At 36.1% G+C, this 16,075-nt stretch carries 10 protein-coding genes and 1 other annotated feature; of the genes, 8 read left to right on the top strand and 2 right to left on the bottom strand.

Annotation, left to right across the window (positions count from 1 at the left end):
* Positions 1-170: 170 nt before the first annotated feature.
* Positions 171-914, bottom strand: coding sequence for a UMP kinase (pyrH, locus tag M014_RS0110655; RefSeq protein WP_026591714.1), 744 nt, complete (start codon positions 912-914; stop codon positions 171-173).
* A 510-nt stretch (positions 915-1,424) separates the two neighbouring features.
* Between pyrH and M014_RS0110650 the strand changes: the two genes are divergently transcribed.
* From M014_RS0110650 to M014_RS0110620, 7 genes are all read left to right on the top strand, one after another.
* Positions 1,425-2,696 (top strand): cation:dicarboxylate symporter family transporter, encoded by a 1,272-nt coding sequence (locus M014_RS0110650; protein WP_026591713.1) that lies wholly within the window; start codon positions 1,425-1,427, stop codon positions 2,694-2,696.
* Between the two features lie 21 nt (positions 2,697-2,717).
* Positions 2,718-4,160 (top strand): aspartate ammonia-lyase, encoded by a 1,443-nt coding sequence (aspA, locus tag M014_RS0110645; RefSeq protein ID WP_098301724.1) that lies wholly within the window; start codon positions 2,718-2,720, stop codon positions 4,158-4,160.
* 117 nt (positions 4,161-4,277) lie between these two features.
* Entirely contained in the window at positions 4,278-5,990 is a 1,713-nt protein-coding gene (gene malS, locus M014_RS0110640; RefSeq protein ID WP_026591711.1) for an oxaloacetate-decarboxylating malate dehydrogenase, read from the top strand.
* A 74-nt stretch (positions 5,991-6,064) separates the two neighbouring features.
* A complete protein-coding gene (locus tag M014_RS0110635; protein ID WP_090692201.1) occupies positions 6,065-7,375 on the top strand; it encodes an ATP-binding protein in 1,311 nt (436 codons plus the stop codon).
* Positions 7,376-7,379: 4 nt separating this feature from the next.
* Positions 7,380-8,312: a response regulator gene (locus M014_RS0110630; protein ID WP_026591709.1), complete on the top strand. Its 933-nt coding sequence runs from the start codon at positions 7,380-7,382 to the stop codon at positions 8,310-8,312.
* A gap of 361 nt (positions 8,313-8,673) precedes the next feature.
* Positions 8,674-10,347 carry a ribonuclease J gene (locus M014_RS0110625; RefSeq protein ID WP_026591708.1) on the top strand — a complete coding sequence of 558 codons (1,674 nt, stop codon included), beginning with the start codon at positions 8,674-8,676 and terminating at the stop codon, positions 10,345-10,347.
* 159 nt (positions 10,348-10,506) lie between these two features.
* A complete protein-coding gene (locus M014_RS0110620; protein WP_026591707.1) occupies positions 10,507-13,722 on the top strand; it encodes a DEAD/DEAH box helicase in 3,216 nt (1,071 codons plus the stop codon).
* A 300-nt stretch (positions 13,723-14,022) separates the two neighbouring features.
* Here M014_RS0110620 and M014_RS28220 read toward each other — a convergent pair whose 3' ends face one another.
* A complete protein-coding gene (locus M014_RS28220; protein ID WP_017152329.1) occupies positions 14,023-14,157 on the bottom strand; it encodes a DUF3934 family protein in 135 nt (44 codons plus the stop codon).
* Positions 14,158-14,649: 492 nt separating this feature from the next.
* Positions 14,650-14,910 (top strand) — a binding site (T-box leader).
* 70 nt (positions 14,911-14,980) lie between these two features.
* On the opposite strand from M014_RS28220, the gene asnA reads away from it, so the two are divergent.
* Positions 14,981-15,964, top strand: a complete 984-nt coding sequence (gene asnA, locus M014_RS0110610) for an aspartate--ammonia ligase (RefSeq protein WP_026591706.1) — start codon at positions 14,981-14,983, stop codon at positions 15,962-15,964.
* The last annotated feature ends 111 nt before the right edge of the window (positions 15,965-16,075 follow it).

The raw sequence follows: 16,075 nt of genomic DNA, 5'->3' as shown, positions 1-16,075 counted from the left end.
TGTGATTGTAGCGATGGTATTGATAGCGGTTATTAGAAGGGCGTTTCATGAATAGTGGATAATAGGATGCTGTTTATTATGTTGTTAAGGTAATACTTTTTAGAAAGAGTAAGGTGCGGCAAAGACCGCACCTATTTTTAAAGTCAAAGTTTTGTTTATTCTAGAAAAAGTCATTTTTCGTCTACGAGTTCTGTTAATTCATGATTAATTAACGTGCCAATATGCTCACCTAAACATATTTTCCTCATAACTCCTGGTTCATCGAAATTAAAAACATGAGCAGGTAAGTGGTAGTCACGTGCAAGTAATAAGGCTGATTGGTCCATCACTTTTATATTATTCCGAACGACATCATTATAATTTAAATAGCGATACATTTTTGCTGACTTATTTCGTTTTGGGTCACTTGTGAAAACGCCATCTACACCTTGTTTTGCAACTAAAATCGCATCGCTATTCATTTCAATTGCGCGCTGGACGCTTGGGTAATCTGTTGTAACGAACGGTTGCCCGTTTCCGCCGCCAAAGATGACGATATATCCTTTTTCTAAATGGTGAACGGCCCGTAAACGAATATAGGGCTCTGCCACCGCTGTAAACGGGATAGATGTCATAACACGCACTTCTTTACCTGTTTTACTTGTGAGCACGCCGCGTAACATTAAACTATTCATAATTGTCCCTAATGTCCCTATATTATCCGCTTCCACGCGGTCAATCCCCCATTCCTCAGCTAAGTTGCCTCTGAAAATGTTACCACCGCCAACGACAAGAGAAACTTCAATACCTAAATCGACAATTGATAAAATCTCACTTGCGATATGTTCTAGACGTTTGGAACCAAAACTATTTCCATCTGGATCAGCTAGAGCGCCGCCGCTGAGTTTAATTAAAACGCGATTGTATGGTTTCATTATCGTCACTCCTTATTTAAAGCAAAGTTTTTTCAGTGAGTCCGGAACCATCACTGAGAATTCATCCTCATCATATGGGGTTCTTATAGGTAGTTTATTCCTAACCTAATTGTTTTGCTCATGTGGCACTATTCTGTATGTTAGAAGTGTATGAAGTTGTAATAAAAAAAGAGCAGAGGCGAATGCCTTTGCTCCTTTGCGAGAAAATGAAATAGAAAAGGAAGAGTTATAAGGAAACCTTTCGTATGGTTCTTCATAACATCCACTCCTTTTCACATTAGTTATGTTAAATAAACTTATCTTTTAGATTATATAAAGAAACCAGACAATTCAGTAATGTTATTTTCATTTTTATCTTCAAGGGATGTCAATGAAAAAATGAAGAAAAAAATTCGAATTTTTTGTGACGAACCTGTAGGTTTTTGTCTGATTTTGTAGGTTTACTTATATCATGTGATTAAGCTTTTATAAATACAAATTGAAAGCGTTCGCATGAAGGGATGAAAATATATGAAAAAATTCGGATTAGCAACACAGATTTTTGTTGCGCTTGTTTTAGGGATTGTAGTAGGGGCAATCTTTTATGGCAATAAAACAGCAATTTCTTATATCACACCAATTGGAGATATATTTATTCATTTAATTAAAATGATTGTAGTACCAATCGTTATTTCTGCACTGATTGTTGCAGTAGCTGGTGTAGGGGATATGAAAAAGCTTGGGAAATTAGGCGGAAAGACAATTCTCTATTTTGAAATTATCACAACAATTGCAATCTTAATGGGATTAATTGCAGCGAACCTGTTCCATCCAGGAACGGGCGTTGATATGAATAACTTACAGCAAACTGATATTTCATCATACAAGCAGACGGCTGATGCAACAGAGAAAAAAGGTTTTGCAGAAACGATTGTTCACATTGTACCAAAGAATGTATTTGAATCAATTGCACAAGGAGATTTATTACCAATTATTTTCTTCTCTGTGTTGTTTGGTTTAGGAGTTGCAGCAATTGGAGAAAAAGGAAAACCGGTGTTTAATTTCTTTGAAGGTGTGCTCGAAGCGATGTTTTGGGTTACAAATCAGGTTATGAAGTTTGCACCATTCGGTGTATTTGCATTAATTGCTGTTACGGTTGCAAAATTCGGTGTGGCAACACTACTTCCTTTAGGAAAATTAGTGCTAGCTGTGTATGTAACTGTTATACTATTTGTTATTATTGTATTAGGTATTAATGCACGTATGGTAGGAGTAAACATTTTCACATTAATGAAAGTTTTAAAAGAAGAACTTATTCTTTCGTTTACGACAGCAAGTTCAGAAGCTGTTTTACCTAATATAATGAGAAAAATGGAAGAGTTCGGTTGTCCGAAGGCAGTTGCTTCTTTCGTTATTCCAACAGGTTATACATTTAACTTAACAGGATCAGCAATTTATCAAGCGTTGGCGGCATTATTCGTCGCACAAATGTATGGTGTACACATGTCGATAACGGAACAAATTACATTGTTATTTGTTTTAATGTTAACATCAAAAGGTATGGCAGGGGTACCAGGTGCTTCATTTGTTGTTGTACTTGCAACATTAGGATCTATGGGACTACCGCTTGAAGGTATCGCTTTAATTGCTGGTATCGACCGTATTTTAGATATGATTCGCTCATCCGTCAATGTGTTAGGGAATGCATTAGCAGCTATTGTATTGTCAAAATGGGAAGGCGAATTTGATCATGAGAAAGCAAAACAATATGTAGAAACTGTCAAACAAACAGAAGCAGCATAAGAAATGGATGAGGAGTGAGTTATGGTGGCAACATTAACTGAAACTACAAAAGATGTTCGAATTGAAAAAGATTTTTTAGGTGAAAAAGAAGTACCAATGCATGCTTATTATGGAGTTCAAACAATGCGTGCTGTAGAGAACTTTCCAATTACAGGTTATAAAATTCATGAAGGTTTAATTAAAGCCTTTGCGATTGTTAAAAAAGCAGCGGCACTTGCGAACACAGATGTAGGACGATTGGAATTAGACAAAGGCGGTGCTATTGCAGAAGCCGCACAAGAAATTTTGGACGGAAAATGGCATGAGCATTTTATTGTTGACCCAATCCAAGGCGGAGCAGGAACTTCTATGAATATGAATGCAAATGAAGTCATTGCTAATCGTGCCCTTGAATTATTAGAGATGGAAAAGGGAGACTATCATTATGTTAGTCCAAATAGTCACGTGAATATGGCGCAGTCAACGAATGATGCATTCCCAACAGCAATTCATATTGCGACACTAAATGCACTAGAAGAGTTATTACAAACAATCGGTTATATGCATGATGTATTTGAATTAAAAGCGGAGCAATTTGATCATGTGATTAAAATGGGACGTACGCATTTACAAGACGCTGTACCAATTCGTCTTGGACAGGAGTTTAAAGCATACGCTCGTGTAATCGAACGTGATATAAAGCGAATTCAGCAATCACGTCAACATTTATATGAAGTAAATATGGGAGCGACAGCAGTTGGTACAGGATTAAATGCAGATCCTGAATACATTGAATCAGTAGTGAAACATTTAGCATCAATCAGTGGATTACCTCTTGTTGGAGCGGAAGATTTAGTAGATGCAACGCAAAATACAGATGCATATACAGAAGTGTCAGCAGCCCTAAAAGTATGTATGATGAATATGTCTAAAATTGCGAATGACCTTCGTCTAATGGCATCTGGGCCACGTGTTGGGCTTGCAGAAATTATGCTTCCAGCTCGTCAACCAGGTTCATCTATTATGCCAGGAAAAGTAAACCCTGTTATGCCAGAAGTGATTAACCAAATCGCGTTCCAAGTAATCGGTAATGATCATACAATTTGCCTTGCTTCAGAAGCGGGTCAATTAGAACTAAATGTTATGGAGCCAGTACTTGTTTTTAACTTACTTCAATCGATTAGCATAATGAATAACGGTTTCCGTGCCTTCACAGATAATTGTCTAAAAGGTATTGAAGCAAATGAAGAACGCCTGAAAGAATATGTTGAGAAAAGTGTTGGAGTGATTACAGCTGTTAATCCGCATATTGGATATGAGGCAGCGGCTCGTGTTGCGAAAGAAGCAATTGCAACTGGACAGTCTGTCAGAGAACTTTGTGTGAAAAATGGTGTACTATCGCAAGAAGAACTAGATTTAATTTTAGATCCGTTTGAAATGACACATCCGGGGATTGCGGGAGCAACTCTTCTAAAGAAAAATTAAAAGAAGAGGGGACATTCCCCTCTTTTTTGTTTACAATATAGAAATGGTATATGGTGAAACTTTAATCAATAGAGGTTTTATTTGCCAGTGAATAGTGGGATAAAAGGTAGGGATTGTATGAGTAAATTTACAGTTTCCTCTAATGGGACATTAGAAACAACATTAAGAGGAGTAGAAGTATTAGCAACGCCAATTTTAAATAAAGGTGTCGCTTTCACGAAAGAAGAAAGAGAAGAACTAGGATTAAAAGGGTTATTACCACCTGCGGTATTAACATTGGATGAACAAGCACGCCGTGCGTATAAGCAGTTTTGTTCACAGCCAGACGATTTATTAAAAAACGTATATTTAACAGCATTACATGATCGTAATGAAGTGTTATTTTATCGCTTACTAACAGATCATTTACGTGAGATGCTTCCAATTGTGTATACGCCAACTGTTGGTGTAGCAATTCAAAGATATAGTCATGAGTATCGTAAACCACGTGGAGTGTATTTATCCATTAATGATCCTTCTGGTATAGAAGAAGCGTTTTCTAATATTGGTGCAACAGCTGAAAATATCGACTTAGTCGTTGTAACTGATGGTGAAGGAATATTAGGAATTGGTGACTGGGGCGTTGGTGGTATTAATATTGCTATTGGGAAGTTAGCAGTTTATACAGCAGCAGTTGGAATCGATCCTAGTCGGGTATTACCTGTTATTTTAGATGTTGGAACGAACCGTGAGGATCTATTAAATAATCCGTTTTATATCGGAAATCGTCACCCTCGTGTAACTGGTGAAGCTTATGACGCATTTATCGATACATTTGTAAAGGCCGTATGTAATAAGTTTCCGAAAGCGTTACTACATTGGGAAGACTTTAGCTCACGTAATGCACGTCGAATTTTAGATAAATATCGTAATCATGTATGTACATTTAATGATGATATTCAAGGAACTGGTGCTGTTTCACTTGCAGCTGTATTATCAGCAGTGAAAGCTTCTAGTGTCCCTTTATGTGAACATCGCGTTGTAGTATTTGGTGCTGGAACAGCTGGAATTGGAATTGCAGATCAAGTACGAGATGCAATGATTCGTGCTGGTTTATCAGAGCAGGAAGCAAATGAGCGTTTCTGGTGTATTGACCGTAACGGCTTAATTACAGATAATATGGGAGATCTTCTTGATTTCCAGCGTCCATATGCGCGTAAGGAATCTGAAGTGAACGAGTGGGAACAAAGTGAAGTAGTTGGACTTGCAGAAGTTGTTAAACATGTAAAACCAACAATTTTAATTGGTACATCAACTGTTGCGGGTGCATTTACAGAGGAAATTGTAAAAGAAATGGCTTCTCATGTAGAAAGACCGATCATTTTACCAATGTCGAATCCAACACCACTTGCAGAAGCAAAGCCGGTCGATTTGATAAGTTGGACAGAAGGACGAGCACTTGTAGCAACAGGTAGTCCATTTGAGCCAGTGACATATGACGGTGTAACGTATGTAATCGGACAATCAAATAATGCGCTTATCTTCCCAGGTCTTGGTCTTGGAACAATTGTTGTTCGCGCAAGTGTAATGACAGATGGTATGTTTGCAGCAGCTGCAGAAGCAGTAGCAAGCATGGTAGATACAAGTCAGCCAGGAGCACCAATTCTTCCAGAAGTAGAAGAGTTGCGTAACATCTCAGAGATAGTAGCGGTTGAAGTAGCCAAAGCAGCGGTTGCTGAAGGGGTTGCTCGTGAGGAACTCAGTGATAACGATATCAGAAAAGCTGTGAAAGAAGCAATGTGGCAACCTGAATATCGCCAAGTAAAAGCAGTAGAAAAGGTAACAATATAGAAATAAAGCCCGTTTATATCATAAGCGGGCTTTCCTGTTTTAATTTTTGAATAAACATATTTCATAAATGGGAAGTGACATCTTTGAATTGGAATCAATTATGGAAAAAAGATATGTCCCTTTTAATTATTTTAATGGTCGTTGTTCCTATTGCTGGTGAGCTGAATTTTCACCCGTTTAATGATACATTTCGCGTGAGTTTTGGAACACCAATTTTTTTCTTTTTACTATTGTTTTTACGTAAAATACCGGCTGCTGTAGTCGGTCTACTTGTTGGAGTATCTGTAGTAGGATTTCGGGTTTGTATTGATTGGATGTTACAAGGTTCTTTTCAGGTAATGGATTCTTTTTATTTGCGTTATCCAGTCTTTTTTTATTATTTTGTTTATGGAAGTCTTTTTTCGTTATGTAGGGTAAATAAATTCCATCAAAGACCAATTGTAATTGGATGTCTTGGGATTACAATTGAGATTGTAGCAAGTATGTCAGAACTAGCTTTTTATCATGTTTTAGTACTTGGTACAACGATCATGATTTCCGAAATAAATAAATTGATTATTATCGCAGTTTTTCGAAGTTTCTTTGCCCTTGGTTTCTTAAATATGATGAGTTTATATGAAACGAAATTAAAAGAAGCGCAAGTTCGGAAAGAAAATGAAAAGATGTTGATGCATCTTTCTAATTTATATGTGGAATCTGTTCATTTAAAAAAGACACTTCAAAATGCAGAATTAATTACACAAGAAGCATATCAATTATATCGAAATTTACAAGCTAGTAATGGTTCTAGTGGTATAGAAGTGCAAAGTAAAAAAGCATTGAAAATTGCTGGGGAAGTACATGAAATAAAAAAAGATAACCAAAGAATTTTTGCGGGATTATCAAAGCTTTTATTAGATAAAAATCTTTCTGAATACATAGAAGGTCATGAGTTGACAGAAATGATTGTTAGGATAAATGAGAAATACGCTCAGTTATTAGGGAAAGAGATAACATTTTCTAAAAATATAGAAGGTGAGCATGGGGAATATCATGTTTATACTGTATTGTCGATTTTAAATAATTTAGTTGCCAATGCTGTTGAAGCAATAGAGGGTGTTGGTGCGATTGTAATAAACAGCTATAAACAAGAAGAAAATGTAATGTTTGAAGTAATAGATAATGGTCCTGGTATTGCACAAAAATATAAAGAGTTAGTATTTAAACCGGGATTTACTTCGAAGTATGATCAGACAGGTACACCATCAACGGGAATAGGTTTGTCATACATAAAAGAGATGGTTACAGAACTAGGCGGAGAAGTGACTCTTCAGGATGGAGAAGATGAAAGAGGATGTAAGTTTGTCGTATGGTTACCTGAGTCTAGTTTAACCAGGGAAGGGTGATTGGATGTTTTATTACATCATAGACGATGATGAAGTATTTCGCTCTATGCTATCACAAATTATCGAAGATGAGGATCTTGGGGAAGTAGTAGGGGAAGTGGAAGATGGTGCTTTTGTTGAAGTGGACCAGTTGAATTTTAAAAAGGTAGATATTTTATTTATTGATTTATTAATGCCAATTCGAGATGGCATTGAAACCGTTCGTCATATTGCACCATCATTTACAGGGAAAGTAATTATGATTTCTCAGGTTGAGTCGAAACAATTAATTGGAGAAGCGTATTCTCTTGGGGTTGAATATTATATTACAAAACCATTGAATAAAATTGAGGTTGTATCTGTTGTGCGAAAAGTGATGGAACGTATTCGATTAGAACGATCTATACAAGATATTCAAAAATCATTAAATAATGTATTTCAATGGGAACAACCACAAGTTCGAAATGAATCAGTGCAAGAAGAGAAAAAAATGGCGGACTCAGGTCGTTATTTATTATCGGAGCTCGGAATCGCTGGTGAGAATGGAAGTAAAGATTTACTTAGTATGCTCGAATATTTATTTGGTCAAGAAAAAGAAAAAACATTTGAACATGGATTTCCAGCACTGAAAGATATTTTTCACTATATTACGGTTAAAAAATTAGGGGGGACGGCCTCAGAAGCGGAAATTGATAAAGAAAGAAAAGCTTCGGAACAAAGGGTGCGCCGAGCGATTTATCAATCTCTGAATCATCTAGCTTCCCTTGGTTTAACAGATTTTTCGAATCCGAAATTTGAAAGTTATGCGCCGAAGTTTTTTGATTTTACAATTGTTCGTAAGCGTATGACAGAAATGACAAAGGAAGAACTAACAACATCTGGGCACACGAGAATTAATACGAAGAAGTTTATTCAAGTATTGTATTTTGAGGCGAAAAGATTTATGGAGATAGAATAGAGGATGCTTCTAAATGAGCATCTTCTTTTTGTGGTTGAAATTCTGAATTTTTTATTTTATGGAAATAAAAGGGCGTTAAGTGTTGCGTCGTTCACTTTATCATTTGTATCTTCCGCTATTCTAGGTGAATGCACTTTTTGTATTTTAGAGTGATCGACATATTCATTTGAAAACTCCATAGCATATTTATCACGATGATGTATGTTAGATGAAGAACGTAAATCTTCGTCTTCATGTAAATATAAAAAATATTTATTCGGCTATAAATCAGAATAATCTTTAGTTAGATGGGTTAATCATAAAAATAGAATTCCATATTACTTCGAATATATTCGAATGTTTTCCCAAAGGGGGATTAATTTTGAGCACAGCAGAAAATACACTATCCATTTTTGCTTTAGGTGGAGTAAATGAAATAGGAAAAAATATGTACGCCATACAATATGCAAATGATATTGTGGTAATTGATTGCGGTTCTAAGTTTCCAGATGAAAGTTTATTAGGTATTGATCTGATTATCCCAGATACTACATACTTGCAAGAAAATAAGGATAAAATTCGCGGTTTAGTTGTTACACATGGACACGAAGATCATATTGGAGGTATCCCGTATCTATTAAAACAATTGAATGTACCAATTTATGCAACAAAATTAACAATTGGTTTAATTGGAATTAAATTAAAAGAACATGGGCTTCAAAATTCAACGCAATTATTTGTTATTGATTCTGAATCGGTGATTGAATTTGGTTCAATAAGCCTAACATTTTTTAAAACGAATCACAGTATCCCTGACTGCCTTGGTATTGCTTTTCATACACCAGAGGGTACGGTCGTACATACAGGCGACTTCAAATTTGATTTGACTCCTGTAAATAATCAATACCCAGATATTCATAAAATGGCTAAAATCGGAAGCGGCGGTGTCTTAGCCTTGCTCTCTGAAAGTACGAATGCAGAACGCCCTGGATTTACTCCATCAGAACGATCTGTAGGTGAGCGCATTGAAGAAGCGTTCATTAAAGCTCATAGAAAAGTCATTATTTCTACATTTGCTTCGAATGTTAATCGTGTACAGCAAGTGGTAGATGCAGCTGCAAAAACGAATAGAAAGCTTGCTTTGCTTGGGAGGAGTATGGTTAATGTAGTGTCCGTTGCTCTAGAACAAGGTTATTTGAATATACCTGAGGGAATGCTAATAGAAGCGAATGAGATCAATCAAATGGAGCCAGAAAGGGTAGCTATTCTTTGTACTGGAAGTCAAGGTGAACCGATGGCTGCTTTATCTCGTTTAGCCAGTGGAAACTATCGGCAGGTAGATATCCTACCCGAAGATACTGTCATTTTAGCTGCAACTCCTATCCCAGGAAATGAACGTAATGTTTCACGTATTATAGATAATTTATTTTTATTGGGAGCCAATGTTATTTATGGATCGGGAAGTTCAACGGGAATGCATGTTTCTGGACATGCTTATCAAGAAGAATTAAAGTTAATGCTTACTTTAATGAAACCTAAATATTTCATTCCTATTCATGGTGAATTTAGAATGTTACATCATCATAGTCTATTAGCAGAGTCCGTTGGTGTTAAGAAAGAGAATGTTTATGTTATTAGTAATGGTGATGTAGTTGATATAAAGAACCAAGTCGCTTGGAAATCCAGACGAATACCTGCAGGGAATATATATGTAGATGGTTTGGGTATTGGAGATGTTGGAAATGCTATCTTACGCGATCGTAAGCAGCTTTCAGAAGATGGTATGCTTGTTATAGTTATTACTCTTAGTAAAACAGAAAGGAAGATTATTTCTGGTCCGGATACGATTTCTCGTGGATTTGTATATGTTCGTGATTCGGAAGACTTTTTGCAGAGGATTAACCAATTGGTTGTAGCAACTATTAACAATTTACAAAAAGAAAATGTTAGTCAATGGAATGTTCTTAAAAAAGAAATAAAAGAAGTACTTGGACAGTTTGTATACTCACATACAAAAAGAAAACCAATGATTCTTCCTATAATAATTGAAGTTTAAACTGAATGTTTTAAGTAATTGTTGTTTGATATTACTGTGTATACATGTAAAATGTTGAATAAGAGTAAATAAAAAACATTAGAAATGTTTGTATTCTAATGTTTTTTTTATATAACGTTAAGAAAGATAAACTTTTATTTTTAGGGAAGGGTCAAAATAATGAGCTTTACATTAAATAAAACAATAATTAAACGAATATGTGGAGAAACCTCATATAAAAAGGGTGAGGCCTATTATAAGACAGACAAGATTGATGTTACTAATTACGATACGCAGAGAAATATTTGTGAGGTAACAGTAAAGGGGAACGGAGATTTCTATGTCAAGATAGAAACCGCTCATAATGGTGATGTTGTTGGGGAATGCAGTTGTCCTTCACTTGCTTCTTTTCATACATACTGTCAACATATTGCAGCTGCATTACTATATATAAATAATTTTCAGCGAAGTGGCCAATCATTGACAGCCAATTCAAAAAAGGATGCCATAAACGCTAGAGATGCTCAACTAGCGAATGGTATGTTGGATTTATTTGATGAAAAGCCCCTGCGTCCGAAAAGTAAGCAGCATCGATTTGATACACGAAAAGTACTTGATGTGGAATTCATTTGTATTCCAGTGTCTTCTGAAAATGGGGGGGCGCTGTTTGGTATTCAAGTAAAGTTAGAGAAGTTATACACTGTTTATAACCTTAGAGAGTTTCTGAATAGAGTGGAACAAAGAGAGCCTTTCATATGTTCCAATGATTTTACTTATACGCCAGAGTTATACAGCTTTCAACAAGAAACAGATGCTGTTATTCAGCTGCTGATTCAAATGTACCGGAATGAAAAAATGTATGTAGAATCGTTGCAAATGGACTGTGAACAAAATGAAAGTATGATTTTAATTCCACCAGCTTCTTGCAAGGAGTTGCTTTCTCTACTTTCTAATACTTCATTTGTAAGACTACAACATGATGGGGAATCATTTCATGGTGTACAGGTCTCGAAAGGGTTACTGCCTTTAGCTTTTGAGTTCAACAAAGGTGTAAACGGAGGATATACACTTCAGATTGATGGATTACAACAAGTTCAAGTAATGGATACATATGGTTATGCTCTTTTTGAAGGGAAATTATATCATTTAAACATGGAAGAGTGCAATCGACTCATTGAATTAAAAAGAATGATGAATCGCTCTGGCAGTAATCAATTTCATATTTCAGCTGAGAAAATGGGGCATTTTGTAGCGAAAGTAGTACCAGGTTTAATGAAGCTAGGAAATGTTCGAATTGACGAGGTTATATCGGAGCGTGTTGAAACACCTCCTTTGAAAGCGAAACTATTTTTAGACCGAGTTAAAAATCGATTATTAGCAGGACTAGAATTCCAATATGGAAATGTGGTTATCAATCCGTTAGAAGAGGATGGACAACCGTCCGTCTTCAATCGGGATGAGAAAAAAGAACGAGAAATTTTAGAAATCATGAATGCGAGTGCCTTTGCTAAAACGGAAGGCGGCTATTTTATGCATAATGAGGAAGCGGAATATAATTTCTTATACCATGTAGTTCCAAAGTTAAACAGTTTACTTGAAGTTTATGCAACTACGGCTATTAAATTGCGTATTCATCGAGGAAACAGTGGACCCCTTATAAGAGTAAGGCGGAAAGAACGAATTGATTGGTTATCATTTCGTTTTGATATAAAAGGAATTCCTGAAGCTGAGATTAAAGGTGTATTGGCAGCACTTGAGGAGAAACGTAAATATTATCGATTGGCAAATGGTTCCTTACTATCGCTCGAGAGCAAGGAATTTAATGAAGTTAACCAGTTTATAAAGGAATCGGGTATTCGAAAGGAAATTCTACAGGGAGAAGAAGTGAATGTACCTCTCGTGCGCAGTGTGAAATGGATGAGTTCACTTCGGGAAGGGAATGTTCTAAGTTTAGATCAGTCCGTTCGAGAATTAATGGAAAATATTCGAAATCCTAAAAATATGAAATTTACTGTGCCAGACAGTTTAATTCTAGTGCTTAGAGAGTATCAAAAAGATGGATTCGAGTGGATGAAAACACTGGCACATTATCGATTTGGCGGTATTTTAGCAGATGATATGGGTCTTGGAAAAACGTTGCAAAGTATTACTTTTATAACTTCTATTTTACCTGAAATTCGAGAGAAGAAACTACCTGTATTAGTTGTATCGCCTTCTTCTTTAGTTTATAACTGGCTGAGTGAGCTGGAAAAATTCACTCCCGATATACGAGCTGTTATTGTGGATGGAAATCAAACTGAACGTAGAAAGATTTTAAAAGATATCACAAAGTATGACGTCATTATTACGTCATATCCTTTATTACGAAGAGATATAAGGCTATATGCACAGCCGTTCCATACGTTGTTTCTTGATGAGGCGCAAGCGTTTAAAAATCATACGACGCAAACCGCAAAGGCAGTGAAAACGATTCAAGCAGAGTATCGTTTTGGATTGACCGGAACGCCTGTAGAAAATTCTTTAGAGGAACTTTGGTCTATTTTCAATGTAGTATTCCCGGAATTGTTACCAGGAAAAAAAGAATTTGGGGACTTGAAGCGTGAAAATATTGCAAAGCGGGTGAAACCGTTCGTATTACGTCGTTTAAAAGAAGATGTGCTAAAAGAATTGCCAGAGAAAATTGAGCATTTACAGTCTTCAGAACTGCTTCCAGAGCAAAAAAAAATATATGCAGCTTATTTGGCAAAATTGAGAGAAGAAACGCTAAAACATTTAGATAAAGATACATTGCGTAAAAATAAAATTAGAATTTTAGCCGGCTTGACGAGGCTTCGGCAAGTTTGTTGCCACCCAGGTTTGTTTGTAGACGATTACAAGGGAAGTTCAGCTAAGTTTGAACAGCTACTCGAAATTGTAGAGGAGTGCAGAAGTACCGGGAAAAGAATTCTTATCTTTTCGCAATTTACGAAGATGCTCTCCATTATTGGGCGTGAATTGAATCGTCAAGCTATATCTTATTTCTATTTAGATGGGAATACACCATCAGCTGAGCGTGTAGAACTATGCAATCGATTTAACGAGGGGGAAGGCGATTTATTCCTCATCTCTTTAAAGGCGGGCGGTACGGGGCTTAATTTAACTGGGGCTGATACGGTTATACTATACGATTTATGGTGGAATCCTGCGGTCGAACAGCAAGCGGCAGATCGTGCTTATCGAATGGGACAAAAGAATACTGTACAAGTAATCAAATTAGTAGCGCATGGCACGATTGAAGAAAAAATGAATGAGTTACAAGAGAGTAAGAAGCATTTAATTGCAGAAGTGATTGAATCAGGGCAAGAAAAATTTTCCTCCATTACAGAGGAAGAGATTAGAGAAATTCTTATGATTTGACAGAATAAAAAGCTATTCTTCCATAGATACGAAAGAATAGCTTTTTTCATTATGAACGTAATAATTACATTTTTTTCGTTTAAAATAAGTGGACATGAATGCTAATTATAATGCTTTGGGTTACTTCTTGTTTCAGGTTTTTTTTAGTTATCTCGCATTAGCGGGCAGTAAGACCCCCACCTCAAGATTGAGAGAGCATCGAGGAAGATAGGTGGGGGATAACTGCCCGTAAAGGCCCGATTGGTGAGGGCTAATAATCAGTGGGGAATGAAGAAAAACCTCATTGATTAAAGTTTCACTTTATTTTTTTGTACCTTTACTTTTATAAGGTTTCGCATTTTTCTTTTTCTTAGCGCTAGATTGCCAACGGTTCCAGCCCTTACTTCCTGTTCCTTGACCGGTACCTTTCTTAGCTTTTGCTTTCGTTTTACTCATATTATCACTCCGTTACTATTCTATAAAAAATCTACTTTGATAGCAGTCAATGTCTTTGAAATATAATCTCGATCTATGACTATGTTTGTTCCTATTCGTTATAGATCAGAACAAACAACTGAATGATATAGTATATCATAAAATCGGCGGTAATTTGATGTATTATGAAATCATTATCGAAATTTGCATAGATTTCTTTGTATTGTAGAACGTTATACATATGAAAAGAATTACAAAGGAAAAGAAAATGATGAGAAATACAATGGATTCTGTTTTTCGGACGATCACACTTCTAGTTATATACATGATGGTTACATTAAGTAAATCATTTTTTAGATTGAAGCCACAAAAGAAGCGATAACTCTCATAAAGTTTTAAAGAATCGATAAAGAAATAAAATAAAGAATTGAAAAATATTTTAAAATTTTTGTTGACTTTCTCGTTTTTTTGTATAGAATAATCATTAATAAAATGTTTCAGAGATGTGACAACAAAATGACTGTGAAAGGACGAGTAGTAGTAGGACGTAGTCAAAGCGAGTCAGGGGTGGTGTGAGCCTGATACGAAGCCTGTTATGAAGAACCTCCTGGAGTCGCTAACCGAAATCCTTTAGAGGAAATTAGACTTAGCCGGGAACTTCGCCGTTACAAGAAGAACAGTATCGAGATTTCTCTAATCTCCGTACTGAATAAGTGAGCAACCTCTGTTGCTAATTTGGGTGGTACCGCGGAACCAAAGCCTTTCGTCCCAGTTTTTTGGGAAAGAAGGGCTTTTTTTGTTGGCTTCTTTTCACTACATCCAAACATTTTAGGAGGAAAAGGGCATGTATCAATCATTAATGACAGTAAGAGAGACACAAATCGCAATCAAGGAAGTTAAAACATTTTTTGAGGATCAATTAGCAAAACGTCTTGGACTATTCCGCGTATCTGCACCATTATTTGTAACGAAAAAATCAGGTTTAAACGATCACCTAAACGGTGTAGAACGTCCAATTGAATTTGACATGCTTCACTCAGGAGAAGAATTAGAAATTGTTCATTCACTAGCGAAATGGAAACGATCTGCACTGCATGAATATGGTTATGAAGCTGGTGAAGGTTTATATACAAATATGAACGCGATTCGCCGTGATGAGGAACTTGATGCAACACATTCGATTTACGTTGACCAATGGGATTGGGAAAAAATCATTCAAAAAGAATGGCGTACAGTAGATTACTTACAAGAAACAGTACAAACAATTTATGGAATATTCAAAGATTTAGAAGATTATTTATTTGAAAAATACCCGTTCCTTGGGAAGTATTTACCAGAAGATATCGTATTTGTTACGTCTCAAGAATTAGAAGATAAATATCCAGAGTTAACACCGAAAGATCGTGAGCATGCGATTGCGAAAGAACACGGTGCAGTCTTCATCATTGGAATTGGTGATGCACTTCGATCTGGTGAAAAACATGATGGACGCGCAGCTGATTATGATGATTGGAAATTAAACGGAGACATCTTATTCTGGCATCCGGTACTGCAATCTTCATTTGAATTATCATCAATGGGAATCCGCGTTGATAGTAAATCACTTGATGAACAGTTAACGAAGACAGGTGAAGATTTCAAACGTGAGTACGATTTCCATAAAGGAATTTTAGAAGACGTACTACCGCTTACAATTGGTGGTGGCATTGGACAATCAAGAATGTGCATGTACTTCTTACGTAAAGCGCATATTGGTGAAGTTCAAACTTCTGTATGGCCTGATGACATGCGTGAAGCGTGTAAGAAGGAAAACATTCATTTATTTTAATCAGGAATGAATTGAATTATTTTTTAAACATGACGATTTATAATGTAAAATGACAATACAGTTAGTTAATTTTAAAAGCTCAAACAAGCATAACCCCGTTCTAAATTTAGG

It is taken from the genome of Bacillus sp. UNC437CL72CviS29 (assembly GCF_000482345.1).
GTDB lineage: Bacteria > Bacillota > Bacilli > Bacillales > Bacillaceae_G > Bacillus_A > Bacillus_A arachidis.
This window is presented reverse-complemented; position numbering and strand designations above follow the sequence as displayed.